The sequence below is a fragment of the Roseomonas sp. E05 genome (genome assembly GCF_030063475.1).
Lineage (GTDB): Bacteria > Pseudomonadota > Alphaproteobacteria > Acetobacterales > Acetobacteraceae > Pseudoroseomonas.
On the sequence record NZ_JASIRT010000003.1, the window covers coordinates 167,501 to 184,683 of the forward strand.

15 protein-coding genes are annotated in these 17,183 nt (G+C 70.1%); 8 read left to right on the plus strand and 7 right to left on the minus strand.

Translation table 11 applies throughout. The features are described from left to right. Positions 1 to 60: 60 nt before the first annotated feature. Entirely contained in the window at positions 61 to 1,287 is a 1,227-nt protein-coding gene (locus QMO56_RS05070; protein WP_283523950.1) for a CaiB/BaiF CoA-transferase family protein, read from the minus strand. A gap of 85 nt (positions 1,288 to 1,372) precedes the next feature. Between QMO56_RS05070 and QMO56_RS05075 the strand changes: the two genes are divergently transcribed. The 4 genes from QMO56_RS05075 to QMO56_RS05090 are packed head-to-tail and all read left to right on the plus strand — an operon-like array spanning position 1,373 to position 5,036. Beyond that, complete coding sequence (locus tag QMO56_RS05075) at positions 1,373 to 2,149, plus strand: GntR family transcriptional regulator (protein ID WP_283523951.1); 777 nt, start codon at positions 1,373 to 1,375, stop codon at positions 2,147 to 2,149. Beyond that, on the plus strand, positions 2,088 to 3,080 hold the full coding sequence (locus tag QMO56_RS05080; protein ID WP_283523952.1) for a tripartite tricarboxylate transporter substrate binding protein: 993 nt from the start codon (positions 2,088 to 2,090) through the stop codon (positions 3,078 to 3,080). Before QMO56_RS05075 ends, QMO56_RS05080 begins: the two co-directional genes overlap by 62 nt. Further along, positions 3,077 to 3,532, plus strand: coding sequence for a tripartite tricarboxylate transporter TctB family protein (locus QMO56_RS05085; protein WP_283523953.1), 456 nt, complete (start codon positions 3,077 to 3,079; stop codon positions 3,530 to 3,532). The genes QMO56_RS05080 and QMO56_RS05085 overlap by 4 nt, the downstream gene beginning before the upstream one ends. A gap of 10 nt (positions 3,533 to 3,542) precedes the next feature. Continuing rightward, positions 3,543 to 5,036 carry a tripartite tricarboxylate transporter permease gene (locus QMO56_RS05090; protein ID WP_283523954.1) on the plus strand — a complete coding sequence of 498 codons (1,494 nt, stop codon included), beginning with the start codon at positions 3,543 to 3,545 and terminating at the stop codon, positions 5,034 to 5,036. Positions 5,037 to 5,091: 55 nt separating this feature from the next. On the opposite strand, the gene mntR is transcribed toward QMO56_RS05090, so the two are convergent. Beyond that, positions 5,092 to 5,589, minus strand: coding sequence for a manganese-binding transcriptional regulator MntR (mntR, locus tag QMO56_RS05095; RefSeq protein ID WP_283523955.1), 498 nt, complete (start codon positions 5,587 to 5,589; stop codon positions 5,092 to 5,094). Positions 5,590 to 5,724: 135 nt separating this feature from the next. Between mntR and QMO56_RS05100 the strand changes: the two genes are divergently transcribed. The 4 genes from QMO56_RS05100 to QMO56_RS05115 are packed head-to-tail and all read left to right on the plus strand — an operon-like array spanning position 5,725 to position 9,344. Continuing rightward, complete coding sequence (locus QMO56_RS05100) at positions 5,725 to 6,642, plus strand: metal ABC transporter substrate-binding protein (protein WP_283523956.1); 918 nt, start codon at positions 5,725 to 5,727, stop codon at positions 6,640 to 6,642. Between the two features lie 7 nt (positions 6,643 to 6,649). Further along, positions 6,650 to 7,609 (plus strand): metal ABC transporter ATP-binding protein, encoded by a 960-nt coding sequence (locus QMO56_RS05105; protein WP_283523957.1) that lies wholly within the window; start codon positions 6,650 to 6,652, stop codon positions 7,607 to 7,609. A gap of 11 nt (positions 7,610 to 7,620) precedes the next feature. Further along, positions 7,621 to 8,490 (plus strand): metal ABC transporter permease, encoded by an 870-nt coding sequence (locus tag QMO56_RS05110; protein ID WP_283523958.1) that lies wholly within the window; start codon positions 7,621 to 7,623, stop codon positions 8,488 to 8,490. After that, on the plus strand, positions 8,487 to 9,344 hold the full coding sequence (locus QMO56_RS05115; protein WP_283523959.1) for a metal ABC transporter permease: 858 nt from the start codon (positions 8,487 to 8,489) through the stop codon (positions 9,342 to 9,344). Before QMO56_RS05110 ends, QMO56_RS05115 begins: the two co-directional genes overlap by 4 nt. A gap of 47 nt (positions 9,345 to 9,391) precedes the next feature. Here the strand turns inward: QMO56_RS05115 and QMO56_RS05120 are convergent, their stop codons facing one another. The 5 genes from QMO56_RS05120 to QMO56_RS05140 form a co-directional block, all read right to left on the minus strand. Then, entirely contained in the window at positions 9,392 to 10,639 is a 1,248-nt protein-coding gene (locus QMO56_RS05120) for a cytochrome c (RefSeq protein ID WP_283523960.1), read from the minus strand. Next, entirely contained in the window at positions 10,636 to 12,405 is a 1,770-nt protein-coding gene (locus tag QMO56_RS05125; RefSeq protein ID WP_283523961.1) for a GMC family oxidoreductase, read from the minus strand. The genes QMO56_RS05120 and QMO56_RS05125 overlap by 4 nt, the downstream gene beginning before the upstream one ends. Further along, entirely contained in the window at positions 12,402 to 13,151 is a 750-nt protein-coding gene (locus QMO56_RS05130; RefSeq protein WP_283523962.1) for a gluconate 2-dehydrogenase subunit 3 family protein, read from the minus strand. Before QMO56_RS05130 ends, QMO56_RS05125 begins: the two co-directional genes overlap by 4 nt. Before the next feature lie 496 nt (positions 13,152 to 13,647). After that, positions 13,648 to 14,889 (minus strand): aminotransferase class III-fold pyridoxal phosphate-dependent enzyme, encoded by a 1,242-nt coding sequence (locus tag QMO56_RS05135; RefSeq protein WP_283523963.1) that lies wholly within the window; start codon positions 14,887 to 14,889, stop codon positions 13,648 to 13,650. 72 nt (positions 14,890 to 14,961) lie between these two features. Beyond that, entirely contained in the window at positions 14,962 to 17,130 is a 2,169-nt protein-coding gene (locus tag QMO56_RS05140; protein ID WP_283523964.1) for a thiamine pyrophosphate-dependent enzyme, read from the minus strand. Positions 17,131 to 17,183: the final 53 nt, after the last annotated feature.

A 17,183-nucleotide genomic window follows, 5' to 3' on the forward strand; every position in this document is an offset into this window, starting at 1 on the left:
CGCCCGGGGCCTGGCGAAGGGGAGGGGGCGGTCGGGTCCTTCCCGCCGCCCCCGGAAGCCTCAGACCACGCGGCGGCTGCGCAACTCGGCGATGGTCGTCGCATCGAGGCCGAGCTGGTGCAGCACCGCCTCCGTATGCTCGCCGATGGCGGGCGGATGCGCCACCACCTCGCTCGGCGTGCGCGAGAGGCGGACGGGCTGGCCGACATAGCGGACCGGCTCGCCGTCGCGCGGCAACTCGCGCGCGACGCCGAGATGCCGCACCTGCGGGTCGGCGAAGGCCTGGTCGATGGAGTAGATCGGGCCGCAGGGCACGCCGGCCTGGTTCAATGCCTCCACCCACTCCGCGCTGGTACGCGTCGCCGTCACCTTGGCGATCTCGGCGTTCAGCGTGTCGCGGTTCTGGCTGCGCGCCTGGCCGGTGGCGTAGTCCGGGTTCTCCAGCCAGTCCTTGCGGCCGAGCGCCTCGGCGGCGCGCTCCCAGATGCGCTGGCCGGAGGCGGCGATGTTGATATGGCCGTCGCTGGTCGGAAAGACGCCGGTGGGGATGCTGGTCGGGTGGTTGTTGCCGGCCTGCTTCGGCACCTCGCCGGCCATCAGCCAGCGGGCGGCCTGGAAGTCCAGCATGAAGAGCTGCGCCTCCAGCAGGCTGGTGGAGACCCACTGGCCGCGGCCGCTCTTCTCGCGCTCCAGCAGCGCCACCAGGATGCCCTGGGCGGCGAAGATGCCGGCGCAGAGGTCGGCGATGGGGATGCCGACGCGCACCGGCCCCTGGCCGGGCAGGCCGGTGATGGACATCAGCCCGCCCATGCCCTGGGCGATCTGGTCGAAGCCCGGCCGCCCGGCATAGGGCCCGTCCTGCCCGAAGCCGGAGATCGAGGCGAGGATGATGCGCGGATTGACCTTCTCCAGCTCGGCATAGCTGATGCCGAGCCGGTCCTTCACGTCGGGCCGGAAGTTCTCGACCACGACATCCGCCTTCTCGACCAGCCGCTTGAACAGCGCCAGGCCGTCCTTGTCCTTCAGGTTCAGCGTCATGCCCCGCTTGTTGCGGTGCAGGTTCTGGAAGTCCGGCCCGTTGCGCGGGCCGCCCATCGGATCGCCGGCGTCGATGCCCTCGGGCATCTCGATCTTGATGACCTCGGCGCCCCAGTCCGCCAGCTGGCGCACACAGGTCGGGCCGGAGCGCACGCGGGTGAGGTCCAGCACCACGGTGCCGGCGAGGGCCGAGGATGCCGCGGTGCCTGGCGCCGCAGCAGTGGTGGGAGCGGTGACGATGTCGTTCATGCTGTTCCTCCGTGCCGAGGCGTAGCATGTTCCGGAGGCGGTGCAAACTGTTGACGATTTGCACTTCACGGGATTTGATACGGCCATGACAGGCGAAGCGCCCAGCGAGATCACCCTGCTGCGAACCCGCTCCCTCACCTCCGTGGTGCGGCAGGAGATCGAACGGCTGATCCTCACGGGCGCCATCGAGGCGGGCAGCCGGCTCAACGAGCAGGCCCTCGCGCTGCGCCTCGGCGTCAGCCGCGGGCCGGTGCGCGAGGCGATCCGCGGGCTGGAGCGCCAGGGCCTGGTGGTCACCGTGGTCAACCAGGGCAGCTATGTCCGCAAGGTCAGCATCGAGGAGGCGCTGGAACTCTACGACCTGCGCGCGCTGCTGACCGCCCGCGCCTGCGAGGTCATCGCCGCCGCCCCGCCGCCGGGCGCCGAGGACCGCCTCGCCGCGCTGGTCGCGGAGATGGAGCGCGCCGCCGATGCCGATGACGCGCCGCGCTACTACGCCCTCAACCTCGAGTTCCACGAGGCCGTGATGGAGCTCGGCAGCGGTCCGCGCGCGCAGCGCATCTACGCCGACCTGGGCAACGAGCTGCATCTGTTCCGCCGCCGCGCCCTCGTGCAGCCGGAGAAGATGCGCGAGAGCAACGCCGAGCACGCCACGCTGCTGGCGGCCATCCGCGCGCGCGACCCGGCGGCCGCCCACGCGGCCGGCGAGGCGCATATCCGGGGCGGCAAGCGGCGCTTCGCCGCCAGCAGCCCCGGCGCAAGTTCCACCAAGCCGCGACAGACGGCGCGAGGAGGACACGATGACCAAGAGCCACCCACCCAGCACGACCCGCCGGAGCCTGCTCGGCGCCGGCGCCGCTAGCCTCGGCCTGCTCGCCGCGCCCGGCCTGCTGTGCGCCGAGGAGGAGAAGTTCCCCTCCAAGATCATCGAGGTGGTGACGCATGCCGGCGTCGGCGGCGGCACCGACATCACCGCGCGCATGATGATGGTGCAGGCGCCGGCCGTCCTCGGCACCGAGTTCACCGTGGTCAACCGTACCGCCGGCAGTGGTGCCGCGGCGCTGCAATACGCCGCCTCCCGCCCGCGCGACGGGCACACCATCCTGCTGATCACGCAGACCCATCTGCTGACCATGCTGCGCAACAAGAGCCTGCCGCAGTTCGACGAGCTGGTGGGCGTCGCGCGGGCCACCGAGGACCCGCAGATGATCATGGTGAAGGCCGGCAGCCCACTGGCCGATCCGCGCGCCTTCATCGAGGCCTCGAAGGAGCGCGGGCTGAAATACGGCGGCACGCATGTCGGCAGCGTGGACCATGTGGCGATCTTCTCCTTCGCCCGCGCCGGCGGCTTCAAGGCGCCGACGCTGGTGCCCTTCCGCGGCGGCGGCGACATCGTCATCAACCTGGTCGGCGGCAATATCGACGTCGCGCTGCTCAACCCGGCGGAGGCCGAGGCGCAGATCGGCGCGGGCGAGGTGAAGCCCGTGCTGGTGCTCTCCCGCCAGCGACTGGCGACCATGCCCGATGTGCCGACCGCTCAGGAGCTCGGCATCCGCGCCACGGCGGCCACCACGCGCGGCTTCGTGGTGCTGAAGGGCACGCCGGAGGACCGCGTGGCGAAGCTCGAATCCGGGCTGGTCAAGGCGATGTCCGGCCAGGTCTTCCAGTCCTACCTGAAGTCCTCCGGCCAGGCCTCGGACAGCGTCACCGGGCAGAAGGAGTGGCAGGAGCAGCTCGTCGAGTTCAACGGGCAGGCGCGCGAGGCCCTGACCTCGCTGGGCCTGCTGCGATGAGGGCGCAGCCCGACCGGCTCTGCGCGGCGGCGGTGGCGGCGGTGGCCATCGCCGCCTTCGCCGCCACCTACGGCTTCGACGAGGTGCCCCCGGGCCTCGCCCAGGGCCTCGGCGCGGCCGAGTTCCCGCGCCTCGTCTGCCTCGTCCTGCTTGGCCTTGCCGTGCTGCTCGCCCTCAATCCGGCGTCGCGCAAGCCGCCGCCGCGCGTTCCGGCGGCCGGCTGGGGCACCATGGGGCTCGCTATCGGTTTCCTGCCGCTGATGATGGTGGTCGGCATGCTGCCGGCGATGCTGGTCTTCCTCATCGCGCTGGGCTGGCTCTGGGGCGAGCGGCGGCGCGGGCTGCTGCTGGGCTCGGCGGTCGGGCTGGTGGCCGGCATCTGGCTGGTCTTCGTGCGGCTGTTCGCGCTGAGCCTGCCGGGTGGCTGGCTGGGCGACCGGTTCTTCTCCTGAGGAGCGGGGCATGGACGCTTTCCTGGCCGGCATGGCCACGCTGACCGATCCGCTCATCCTCGGCATGATCCTGGCGGGCACGGTGCTCGGCATTGTCGTCGGCGCCCTGCCGGGGATTTCCGGCAGCACCACCATCGCGCTGCTGCTGCCGCTGACCATCGGGGTCAGCCCGATCGCCGCGCTCGCCTTCATGGGCTCGGTCTATTGCGCCGCCAATTTCGGCGGCTCGATCACCGCCATCCTGGTCAATGCCCCCGGCGACCCTTCCTCCTCGGCCACCGCCATCGAGGGCTACAGGCTCGCCGAGCGCGGCCAGGCCGGGCTGGCGCTGGGCATGTCGGCCGTGGCCTCGGCGATCGGCGGCATCTTCAGCGTGGTGATGCTGATCTTTGCCGCCCCCCTGCTGGCCCGCGCCGCCTACAGCTTCGGGCCGCCGGAATATTTCGCGCTGGCGGTCTTCGGCCTCTCCATGTGCGCCGCCATCGGTGGCGACGGCCGGGTCAAGAACCTGATCACCGCCGCGCTCGGCGTGCTGCTGGCCACCGTCGGCATCGACCTGACCAGCGGCGTGGAGCGCTACAGCTTCGGCATCATGGAGCTTTCCGACGGCATCAACTTCGTGCCCGTGCTGATCGGCCTTTTCGCCGTGTCGGAGATGCTCGACCAGTCCACCCGCCGCGCCGAGGAGCCGAAGCTGATCTCCATGGACGCGGCCAAGCTGCCGACCGGCGCCGATTTCCGCAAATGCGGCCGCGCCATCGGCATCGGCAGCGTCATCGGCGCCTTCATCGGCGCGCTGCCGGCGCTCGGCGCCACCACGGCGGCGCTGGTGGGCTATAACGAGACGCAGCGCTGGTCGAAGCACAAGCACGAGTTCGGCCATGGCGCGCTGGAGGGCGTGGCGGGGCCGGAGGCGGCGAACAACGCGGCGGTTGGCGGCTCGATGGTGCCGACCCTCGCTCTCGGCATCCCCGGCAGCGCCACCACGGCGATCATCCTGGCCGGGCTGATCGTGCAGGGCGTGCGGCCCGGCCCGCATCTCTTCAACGAGCAGCCGGTGCTGCTCTACGCGGTCTTCGCCTCGATGCTGGCGGCCAACCTTCTCTATCTCGTGCTCGGCCTGGGCATGGCGAAGCTGTTCGCGCGCATCAGCCTGATCCCGCCCACCCTCCTCTGGCCGGCGGTCTTCGTGCTCTCGGTCATCGGCGCCTACGGGCCGAACCAGTCCATGGGCGATGTGGTGATCATGCTGGTGGCGGGCGGCGTCGGCTTCCTGTTCCGCCGCCACGGCTTCTCGCCGGCACCGCTGATCATGGGGCTGGTGCTCGGCGGCATGCTGGAAGAGGCGCTGAAGCAGTCGATGATCATCTTCGACCAGAACCCGCTGGGTTTCGCCCACCGCCCGATCGCGCTGCTGCTGCTGGCGGTGACGCTCTCCGGGCTGCTGGGGCCGCTCCTGCTGCGGATGCTGCGGGTGGTGCGGCCGCAGAAGGAAGCAGTGTAGCCGGGGCCGCGCCAGGCCTGGGGGAAGGAATTTCCCCAGGCCCCTGTCCTTTTCTTCAGGTTTTCCCGCCGGTGCGGCGCAGGAAGGCCGCAAAGGCCTCCAGCGTCACCTCGCTGACATGGTGCTCCAGCCCCTCGGCGTCGCTCTCCGCCACGTCGTCGGGCACCCCCACTGCCTTCAGCAGGTCCACCACCACGCGATGCCGGGCGCGCACCTTGCGGGCCAGCGCATGCCCCTCCTCGGTCAGGAAGATGCTGCGATAGGGCCTGGAATAGGCCAGCCCCAGCGCCTTCAACCGCGCGATGCTCTTGATGGCGGTGGCATGCGAGACGCCCAGGCGCCGGGCCAGGTCGGTCGGCCGCGCCTCGCCCTCCTCGGTCAGCAGGTCATCGATCAGCTCGACATAGTCTTCCAGCACGGCCGAGGCGCGGCCGGCCCGCGCTGAGGCGTGGCGCGCCGCCTGCGTGCCTTCCGCGGGCATCTCGGCCGGCTCCGGCACGGCGGCCGCCTTCCGCGCGGGAGGGGCACTAGGCTTGGGGTCTTGGGTGGTCATGGCGGCGGCAAAATGCCGCAGGGAGCAAGGTGTGGCAACTTCACTCAAGATGCAGCATGTGCCCTTGATTGTAGCCTGTGCTACATGCTCCATATTGGACATGAGATGAACGACGCATGCACAGGAGGAGCAAGAATGAACCCCCGTCTCCGGCGAAGCCTCGCCGCGCTGGCCCTGCTGGCCGCCGCCCTGCCCGGCGCCCCGGCGGCGGCGCAGGAGCCGCGTGAGCGGCCGCTCCGCGCCGTGACCACCTTCACCATCCTGCAGGACATGGCGCAGAACGTGGCCGGCGAGGCGGCGATCGTGGAGTCGATCACCCGCCCCGGAGCCGAGATCCATGACTACGAGCCGACGCCCCTGGACATCGTGAAGACCCAGGCCGCCGACCTGGTGCTGTGGAACGGCCTGGGGCTGGAGCGCTGGTTCGAGCGCTTCTTCCAGCGGGTGAAGGACGTGCCCTCCGCCGTGCTGACCGAGGGCATCCGGCCGATGGCGATTGCCGAGGGGCCCTATGCCGGGCGGCCCAACCCGCATGCCTGGATGTCGCCGGCCAATGCGGTGATCTATGTCGAGAACATCCGCAAGGCGCTGGCTGCCGCCGACCCGCGCAACGCCGCAACCTACAACGCCAATGCGGCGCGCTACACGGCGCAGCTCCGGGCGCTGGACGCGCCGATCCGCGAGCGGCTCGCCCGCATTCCCGAGGGGCGCCGCTGGCTGGTGAGCTGCGAGGGCGCCTTCTCCTACCTGACCGACAACTACGGCCTGAAGGAACTCTACCTCTGGCCGGTCAACGCGGAGGAGCAGGGAACGCCGCGGCAGGTCAGGCAGGTGGTCGATACCGTCCGCGAGCACCGCATTCCCGCGCTGTTCTGCGAGAGCACGGTGAGCGACCGGGCGATGCGGCAGGTGGCGCGCGAGGCCGGCTCCCGCTTCGCCGGCGTGCTCTACGTGGACAGCCTGACCGAGGAAGGTGGTGCGGCGCCGACTTTCGCCAGCCTCCTGGAATACAATGCCAAGGCCATCGTCAGCGCCTTCCAGGAGGCGAAGTGAGATGTGGATGGGCGGCGCAGGCCTGACTGCGGAGCGGCGCATCCCGCACCGCTCCACCCTCCGGCGGCTTGGCGGCTGGCTGCTGGGCGGCGCGATGCGTGATACCGTGCCGCCGTCGCCCGGCTGCCCCGGCCTGGCCGTCGAAGGCGCCACCGTCGCCTATGCCAATGGGCATGTGGCGCTGCGCGACGCCTCGCTGCGGCTGGAGCGGCCCACCATCTGCGGCCTGCTCGGGGTGAATGGCGCCGGCAAGTCCACGCTGTTCAAGGCGATCATGGGGATGGTGGTGCCGGCCTCCGGCAGCGTGCGCATTGGCGGCCAGCCGGTGCGGGTGGCGCAGCGGCGCAACTGGGTGGCCTATGTGCCGCAGAACGAGGAGGTGGACTGGGCCTTCCCGGTCAGCGTCCGCGATGTGGTGATGATGGGCCGCTACGGCTACATGAACGGGCTTCGCATCCCCGGCGCCGCCGATCGCCGCGCGGTGGCGGAGGCGCTGCGCCGCGTCGGCATGGCGGAGTTCGCGGAGCGGCAGATCGGCCAGCTCTCGGGCGGGCAGAAGAAGCGGGTCTTCCTGGCGCGCGCCCTGGCGCAGGACGGCCGCATCATCCTGCTGGACGAGCCCTTCGGCGGCGTGGACGTCACCACCCAGGAGCAGATCACCGCGCTGCTGCGCGAGCTGCGGGACGAGGGGCGGATCATCCTGGTCTCGACGCATGACCTCGCCAGCGTGCCCGCCTTCTGCGACCAGGTGGCGCTGGTCAAGGGCACGGTGCTGGCCGCCGGGCCGACGGCCGAGGTCTTCAGGCCGGAGCTGCTCGCCCGCGCCTTCGGCGGCAGCGCGCGGCGGCATGGCATGGCCTTCCCGGCGGCGGGCGGGGCGGTGACGCTTCTGCCGGGGCCGGATGGACGGCAACTGGTGATCGGCGCCGACGGCCAGGTGCTCGGCCGGCTGCAGCCGGCGGGCTGAAGGGGGGAGCCATGGCCGAGACCCTGCTGATCCCCTTCGCCTATGAGTACATGCGCAATGCCATGCTGGTCAGCGCGGCGATCGGCGCCATCTGCGGCATGCTCTCCTGCTTCGTGGCGCTGAAGGGCTGGTCGCTGCTGGGCGACGCGCTCTCGCATGCCGTGGTACCGGGGGTGGCGCTGGCCTGGATCCTGGGCCTGCCCTTCGCCCTCGGCGCCTTCGCCTCCGGCCTGCTGGCGGCCTGGCTCATGGGCTTCATCCGCCGCAACAGCCGCATCCGCGAGGATGCCGCGATCGGCGTGGTGTTCACCGCCTTCTTCGGTGCCGGGCTGGTGCTGCTGACCCTCTTCCCCAGCAATCTCCGCCTGCAGACCATCGTCTTCGGCAATGTGCTGGGCATCGCCCCGGCCGATGCGGCGCAGATGCTGATCGTCGCCGGCGGCGTGCTCGTGGTCATGGCGCTGCGGGGGCGGGACCTGATGCTCTGGGCCTTCGACGCCACCCATGCCCGCGCCATCGGGCTCAATACGCGGTTGCTGCAGACGCTGCTGCTCGGCTGTGTCGCGGCCGTGGCGGTGGCGGCGATGGTGGCGGTCGGCGCGGTGCTCGTCATCGCCATGCTGGTGGCGCCCGGCGCCGCCGCCCATCTGCTGACCGACCGCTTCGGACGGATGATGGCCGGCGCCACCGCCATGGGCGCCGCCACGGCCTTTGCCGGCGCCTATCTCAGCTACTTCCTGGATGGCTCGACGGGAGGCGTCATCGTCAGCCTGCAGGCGCTGGTCTTCCTGCTCGTGCTGCTCCTGGCGCCGCGCCATGGCCTGCTGGCCGGCCGCCGCGCCCGGCGACGCATGACCCTGGCTGCGGGAGGCGCGGCATGAGCGGCGGTTTCCTGGCGCCCTTCACCTATCCCTTCATGCTGGAGGCGATGGGTATCGGCACGCTGGTCGCGGCGGTCTGCGCCATGCTCTCCTGCTATATCGTGCTGAAGGGCTGGTCGCTGCTCGGCGATGCGATTTCCCATGCGGTGCTCCCCGGCGTGGTGATCGCCTCCGCCGCCGGGCTGCCGCTGGCGCTGGGTGCCTTCGCGGCCGGCATGGCCTGCGCGCTGGGGGCGGGATTCATCCAGGCGCATAGCCGGGTGAAGGAGGATGCGGCGCTGGGCGTCGTCTTCACCGGCATGTTCGCCGCCGGGCTGGTGCTGCTCGCCTTCCTGACCACCGAGGCGCATGTCACGCATATCCTGTTCGGCAATATCCTCGGCATCGAGCCGCAGGACCTCTGGCAGACGCTGGCGGTCGGCACGGTGGCGCTGGCGGTGCTGGCGGTGAAGGGGCGGGATCTGGCGCTGTTCTGCTTCGACGCCGCGCATGCCCAGGGCATCGGGCTGAACACCACCGCGCTGCGCTACCTCTTTCTGGCGCTGCTCTCGGCGGCCGTGGTGGCGGGGGTGCAGGCGGTGGGCGTCATCCTGGTGGTGGCGCTGCTGATCACGCCGGGCTGCATCGGCTACCTGCTCAGCGACCGGCTCAGCCATATGACGGCCATCGCGGTGGCAGCGGCCGTGGGGGCCAATCTGCTCGGCCTCCTGCTGAGCTTCCATCTCGATGTCTCGCCGGCCGGCAGCATCGTGCTGGCGCTCTCGCTCGGCTTCGGCCTGGCGCTGGTGCTGGCGCCGCGCCACGGGCTGCTGGCCGCCGCGCGGTCCAGGCGCGCCGCCCGGCTGCGCGGCTGAACGGCCGGTTCCCCGCGCCCGGGCTCCGGGCGCGGGGAAGGCCAGGGTCAATTGCCCTGCGACATGGCGATACCCGCCGTGGCGTCACGCATCGTCTTCACCTGGTCGGTCGTGACGGCCGCCGCGGCATTGCCCCAGCTGTTGCGGATGAAGGTCGCGACATCCGCCACCTGCTGGTCGGACAGCCGCCAGCGCAGCGATGGCATGGCGGGGGCGGTGACCGCCTGCGGCGCCGCAACGGAGCGCGAGCCCTGCAGCACCACATGCAGGATGCCCGATGGGTCGGTCTGCTGCACCAGCTGGTTGTCGGCCAGCCGCGGGAACATGCCGGCCACGCCCTGGCCATCGCGGGCATGGCAGGCCGCGCAGCTGTCCTCATAGATCGCGGCACCGGCCTGCATGTGCGGATCGGTGGAGGCGACCGGCTGCGGCGCCGGCGCCCCCACCGCGCTGCGCTCGCGCAGATAGGTGGCGATGGCCTTCAGGTCGGCATCGGTCATCTGGCTGGTCGAATAGGCGACGACCTCGCTCATCGGTCCGCTGGCGGCGGTGCGGGCGGTATGGCCGGTGCGGAGATAGTCCACGATCTCCGCCTCCGACCAGGCGCCGATGCCGAGATGCTTGTCGGCGGTGATATTGGGTGCGAACCAGCCCTGCAGCGCCCCGCCCTTCAGCTCATCGCTGGCCGCGTCGCCGCCCATGAAGTTGCGCGGCGTGTGGCACAGGCCGCAATGGCCCGGACCCTCCACCAGATAGGCGCCCCGGTTGTAGGCCTCGGACCTCTGCGGGTCCGGCTTGAACTCGCCAGGCGTGAAGTTCAGCCGGTTCCAGGCCCACATCGCCAGGCGGATGTTGAAGGGGAAGGGCAGCGTGTTGCGGTCGACCTCGTTCGCCACCGGCTCCTGCGCGCGCAGATAGGCGTAGACCGCATCCGTGTCGGCGCGCGACATCTTGGTGAAGGAGGTATAGGGGAAGGCGGGGTAGAGATGCGTCCCGTCCGGCCGCTTGCCCACATGCATCGCCTCGTAGAAGTCCTGCGCGGACCAGGTGCCGATGCCGGTCTTGTTGTCCGGCGTGATGTTCGGCACGGCGATATTGCCGAAGGGCGTCTCCAGCAGGTTGCCGCCCGCCATCGACTGGCCGTCCGGGCCGATATGGCAGCCCATGCAGTCGCCGGCGGTGGTGAGATACCGGCCGCGCTGCAGCTCGGTGAAGTTGTCCGAGTCGGCCCTGGCGGCGGTGGCCAGGGTCGTGGCGGCGAGCAGCGTCGCCGCGAGGATCGTGCCGCGCATCATGCCTGCACCAGCGCCTGGCCGGGGTTCTTGAGGTACTTGTTCTTGATCGCGTCCAGCGCCCAGTAGGTCAGCGCGCCGACGGTGCCGGTCGGGTTGTAGCCGGCATTCTGCGGAAAGAGACTGGCCCCGGAGACGAACAGGTTCGGCACGTCCCAGTGCTGGGTGTAGCGGTTGACCACGCCATCCTGCGGCGTGCTGCTCATCACCGTGCCGCCGGTGTTGTGCGTCGTCTGGTAGGGGACGACGTTCCATGGCCCCTTCTTGTAGCTGGTGGTGACCTTGCTCGCCCCCATGGCCCGCGCGATCTCCGCCGTCTTGTCCACGACGAAGCGCGACATCTTCAGGTCGTTCTCCTTGAAGTCGAAGGTCATGCGCATCAGCGGCCGGCCGAGCCGGTCGGTGTAGGTCGGGTCGAGGTCCAGATAGACGTCGCGATAGGGCATCGAACTGCCCTGCGTGCCGACCGACTGGTAGTGGTTGACGGTCTCCACCATGCTCCGCTTCCAGGCGGAGCCCCATTTCGGCGCGCCGGGCTGGGTCGGATGGGTGCGGATCGGCCGTGCATTCGTGGTGGTGCAGTTGATGTTGGCGCCACCGACGAAGCCGAGGCCGGTATGGTCGAAATTGTCGCCGTTGTAGTCATCGGCCATCATGCCGAGGGAGCCGGCGCCGGCGAAGGAGTTGAAGTTCACGTCCTTGCTGAAGTAGCCGACCGAGCCGGCATTGGTCTGGTAGGCGTAGTTGCGCCCCAGCGTGCCGGTGTTGCTGACCGGATCGTACTGCGCGCCGATCTTCGAGATCATCAGCAGCCGCACGTTGAACAGGGCGTAGGCGCAGAGCAGCACGAGGTCGGCCGGCTGCTCCCACTCGCGCCCGGCGGCATCGACATAGGTGACGCCGGTCGCCATCTTGCCGTCGGGCGTGGTGTTGACCTTGGTCACCTCGCAGAGCGTGCGGGCCTCGAAGTTCGGCTGACGGACCAGCGCCGGCATGACGCAGGCCAGCGGGCTGGCCTTTGAGTAGTTGGCGCAGCCGAACCACTCGCAGAAGCCGCAATAGGTGCAGGGCGCCATGCGGACGCCGTAGGGGTTGGTATAGGCTTCCGAGATATTGCCGGAGGGCAGCGGGAAGGGGTGCATGCCCAGTTCCGTCGCCGCCTTCTGGAACATGATCTGCGCCAGGTTGGGCGAGAGCGGCTTGGTCGGATATTCGTCGGAGCGCCAGCCCTCGAAGGGATTGCCGCCCGGCTGGATGGCGCCCTTCAGGTTGCCCGCCCTGCCCGAGGTGCCGTTGACCTTCTCGAAGAAGTCATAATGCGGCTCCAGCTCGTCATAGGTGACGGGCCAGTCCTGCGCGGTGCAGTTCTCCGGAAAGATGCCGGCGCCGTAGCGCTCGGTGTAGTGCGAGCGCAGGTTGAAGTCGCTCGGGAAGAAGCGCCAGGTATGGCCGTTCCAGTGCACCCCGGCGCCGCCGACGCCGTTGCCGGGCAGGTAGGAGCCGTATTTGCGGATCGGCAGCGCCGCCTGGTCCATGCTGTTGCGCGCGGTCTGCGTGTCCTGTGCCGGGCGCAGGAAGATGTCCTGGCGGACGGCGTAGCGCAACTCGTCCGGCGCGGTGCCGATATTGTAGTCGGAGGCGGTGTCGCGCCATGGGCCGCGCTCGATGGCGACCACGTCGAGGCCCGCCATCGCAAGCTCGTGCGCCATGATCGAGCCGGTCCAGCCCAGCCCGACGATGACGACATCCTTCTTGGGCAGACGGCTCATGCGGGCTTTCCGTTCCATTCGGGCCGGCCCATGATCGCCACGGGCGGCTTGGTGTAGGGCTTGCCGGGATTGGCGATGACGTCGCGGTAGTCGTAGCGGGTGCCGGGAAAGCCGATCATCTTCCAGCCGGCCATGTCCTTGTTGCCGCCATAGATCGGGTCGGCGAAGAAGCCCTCGATGGTGTTGTCGAGCACCTGGGCGAAGAACATGGTGGTGGTGAGCTGCGGCGCCGTCAGGCCGGGCAGGTGAACCTCGCCCTTCTCCATCCCGCTCAGGAGCTTGTCCTGGTCCTCGGTGGAGAGCTGCTCGAAGGTCTTGCCGCCGAAGGTGTCGCGGCAATAGGCGGTGAGCGCCGCCAGACCCTTGCGGTACTGCTGCTGCGGCACCAGCGGCGACTGGATACCCTGCGTCGGCAGCGGCTTATCCGCGAAGGGCGGCTGCATGTAGTACCAGTCGTAGGTGCCCCAGGGGCCAGCGAGCTGGCGGTCGATGAAGATGGTGCAGCCAACATCCTTGCCGCTCGGGCTGAGATCATCCGCCGGGATCAGGCGGCTGACAACGGCGTCCAGCGTGGCGGCTTCCTCTGGCCGCAGGAAGAGCCAGCCACCGGGCTGCACGATGTCGGGCGGATAGGCTTCGTTCGGCGACCATGGCAGGCGCCCGGTGACGCTGTGGGCAACGGCGGGGGATGAGAAGGCGACCAGCGCTGTTGCGCAGAGCAACCGGCGGCGTGTCGTAAGTGGCATGACCGTCCCTTGCTTGAAGATGCAGGACCGGTCCGGAGAAGTGTCACGAAGCGCACCCCCGGCAGGAGGGAGGGCGGAGGCGGACAGGCGACAGGATCGCCGGGCAGGCTGGTCGGCAAAGCAGCAGGAGCTTGTTGCTCCGACAAATGCTTTTTCATGAAAAAGCCGACATTATTCGCGAATTGCCTGATGCATCAATGCGCGGCGCGGCGTGCTCACCGGAACGCGAGCGCGTCCGCCGATTTGCGGATGCCACGCGGGCCATGCGCAGCGCGAGTCTGCGGAGGGGTGATTCGCGGGGGGCACGAGGTCTGCTGCCTGCGCGTTTCTGATGCGCGAGTCTGCGGGCGGGGAACAGGAAGGTTCCGAAGCCGCAACCAGAATGCCCGCCTTGCCGTCCTGCCCGCGCTGTGATCCTGCACGGGCAGCCGAAGGATTGCCTGCCTCACGCGCGCTGGGAACACATCCGCCGGCTTTCTCTCCTCGGCCAGCGCCTTCAGGTCATCTGCCGCACCGCGCGGAAGCCCGCATCCGCGGCTTCCAGTGCGCGGTCGATATCGGCTTCCCGATGTGCGCAGGAGAGGAACATGTTGTGCCGTGGGTGAAAATAGGCGCCGTGGCGCAAGGCCTCGGCGCAGAAGGTGTCGCCCTTCCGCCAGTCGGGATCATGCGCGAAGGTCATCAGCGGCATCTGCGCGGGGCCGGTCTGCCGCACCGCGAGGCCGTGCCGGCGCGCCAGATGATCCAGCCCCGCGCGCAGCCGCTCGCCCATCTCCCGCATCCATGCCGGGCCGTCGATGCGCTGCAATTCGCGCAGCGTGGCGGCGGCGGCGGCCATCGGCACGGCGCCGCACCAGAAGGAGCCTGTGGAATAGACCTGCGTGGCGGCCTCGCGGAAGCGCTCGCGCCCGGTGATGGCGGCGAGCGGATGGCCGTTGGCGATCGCCTTGCTGTAGGCGGCGAGGTCCGGCCGCACGCCCAGCGTCTCCCAGGAGCCGCCGAGATGCAGGCGGAAGCCGGCGCGCACGTCGTCCAGGATCAGCGCCGCGCCGCTGCCGTCGCAGACCTCCCGCAGATGCTGCGCGAAGGCCGGCGTGGCCAGTTCCTGCTCGCGCCCGAAATCGTGCCGGAAGGGCGTGACGATCATCGCCGCGAGGTCGCCCGCCGCCTCGGCGATGGCGGCATCAAGGCTGGCGCGGTCGTTGTACTCGAAGGTGAGCAGGTGGGCCCGGTCCTCCGCGGTGACGCCGGCCACGGAGGGCGAGCACCAGGGCACGGCGCCGTGGTAGCTGCCGCGCGCCACCAGCACCTTGCGCCGCCCGGTGGCGGCACGGGCGATGGTGACGCAGGCGGTGGTGGCGTCGGTGCCGTTCTTGGAGAGCTGACACCAGTCGGCGTGCGGGATCATGCCGACCAGAAGCTCCGCCAGTTCCACGAGCACGGGGGCAGGGCCGTTCATGCAGTCGCCCCGCGCCGCCTGCTCCTGCGCAGCGGCCTCCACAGCGGGGTGATGATGGCCAAGCACCACCGGACCCCAGGAGCACATGAAGTCGATGAACTCGCGCCCGTCCACGTCCCGCAGGCGGCAGCCCTCGGCCGAGGCGAAGTATTGCGGATAGCCCTCCGGCAGACGATCGGCGTTCAGATGGCCCCAGAGCCCGCCGGGGATGACCTGCCGCGCGCGCTGGCGCAACTCGGCATCGAGGGAGTGGTTCGCGAGGGGGAGGGGCTCGGGCATCGATCTGTCCTGCGGGATGACGAACTATGATATATCATATTTCATCAAGGTGATCCATGGCCGCGGCCCCCCTCAGGCCGCCAGCCGGCGCAACGCCGCCTCCACCTTTGCCGCGTTGCCCAGGGCCGCCATGTTGAGCGGGCGCGAGACCACCGGCGCCGCCTCCCCGCCGGAAACGCGCAGGATCTCGGCATCCAGCCAGTCGAAGCAGCGCTCCTGGACCTCCTGCGCGAGGCGCGCACCGTGGCTGGTGCCGCGCGCCGTCTGCTCGGCGATCAGCACGCGGTTGGTGCGGCGGATGCTGGCGGTGACGGTCTCCCAGTCCAGGCCGGTGGGGTCGAGGCTGCGCAGGTCCACCACCTCGGCGTCCACGCCGGCGGCCTCGGCGGCGCCGATGGAGGGCTGCACCATGGCGCCATAGGTCAGCACCGTGCAGGCGCGGCCAGGGCGGGCGATGCGGGCGCGGCCGAGCGGCAGGCAGAAGTCGAGGTCGTCGCGCGGCAGCGGGCCGGTGGTCTGGAACAGGTCCTGATGCTCGATGACCAGCACCGGGTCGTCGCAGCGCAGCGCCGCGTTCATCAGCCCGACATAGTCGTGCGGCGTGGCGGGCGCGACGATGCGCCAGCCCGGATAGAGCGCGAAGAGCGCCGAGGGGTCCATCGAATGCTGCGAGCCATAGCCCGTTTGCGGTGAGACGCGCGCACGCACCACCACGGGCACGCCGAAGCCGCCACCGAACATATGCGCGAACTTGCCGATGCCGTTGAACATCTGGTCGGCCGCGACGATGCAGAAGTCGCCGAACATGATGTCCACCACCGGCCGCAGCCCGCAGAGCGAGGCGCCGAGCGCCATGCCGGTGAAGCCGTTCTCGCAGATCGGCGTGGCGAAGACGCGCTCGGGGAAGCGCTCCATCACCCCGCGCGAGGAGCCGGAGACACCGCCACGCAGCCGGTGCACGTCCTCGCCGATCAGCACGATGCGCGGGTCGCGCTCCATGTTCCGCAGCAGCACGGCGGCCACGGCCTCGATGTATTTCTGGTCGGTGCGTGCCTCGGCCGGCACCTGCTCGGCTTCCAGGAAGCGCTCGCCGGACAACTCGGAGAGGTCGCCGCGGATCCCTTCGTCCACCCGCGCCGGCTCGGGATAGGCGCCGCTGCGCACCTGCAGGCTGTTGGAATCGCGCGGCACCTCGGTGAGGGCGGAGGCGGCGGCCTCGACCATGGCGCGGGCGCGCGCATCCAGCGCGGCGAGGCCGGCATCGTCCAGCACGCCCATGGCCTTCAGCTTCGCCGGCATGGTGGCCAGCGGGTCGCGCGCGCGCCAGGCCTCCTCCTCGGCCTTGTCGCGATAGCCGAACTGGCTGCCGAGCAACGGCCCGCTCTGGTGCAGGAAGCGGTAACACAGCGCCTCGACAAAGACCGGGCCGCCGCCCTCGCGGATGGTCTCCACTGCCCAGCGCATGGCCTGCCGCACGGCGAGGAGGTCCATGCCGTCGCACTCGACGCTGGGCACGCCGAACATGGCGCCGCGCGAGGTCAGCCGCGTCTCGCGCGTCTGCTCGCGGACATGGGTGGATACGGCGTAGAAGTTGTTCTCCAGGAAGAAGACGACGGGCAGGCGGTAAAGGGCGGCGAGGTTGATGGCCTCCAGCGACTGGCCGGCCATCAGCGTGCCGTCGCCGAAGAAGGCGACGGAGATGTTGTCGCGCCCCAGCACCTTGTCGGCGAGGCCGTAGCCCACGGCATGCGGCAGGTTGGCGCCGATGATGGCGCTGGTGCCGACGATGCCGGCCGGCGCCCAGCGCATGTGCATGGAGCCGCCGCGCCCGGCGCAGAAGCCCTCATCCAGGCCCATGATCTCCGCCATGGCCCGGCGGACCAGCGTGCCGGCCTCCTCCGGCGGCGCGTCCTGCCGGGGGTCGTAGCCCTCGGGCAGGGCGCTGTTCAGCAGCTTGGCGAGGATCTGGTGATGCGCGCGGTGGGTGCCGTTGATCTTGTCCTGCGTGCCGAGCACGGACATGGCGCCGACCGCGCCGGCCTCCTGCCCGATCGAGGCATGGGCCGGCCCGTGGATCAGCCCCTGGCCGTGCAGGTCGAGGATCTTTTCCTCGAAGCGGCGGATCAGCAGGAGCTGCTCCATCCAGCGTGCCAGGTCGGCCGGGTTTTCGGCGGCCCAGTCGCTTTCGTCGGATTCGAGGCGGAACCAGGGTGTTTCGGTGCTGATGGGGGTCCGTTGCATGGTCCGTTCCTCGGTTCTTGGTGCTTGGCGCATATCGGCGGGGTCCGGGGGGG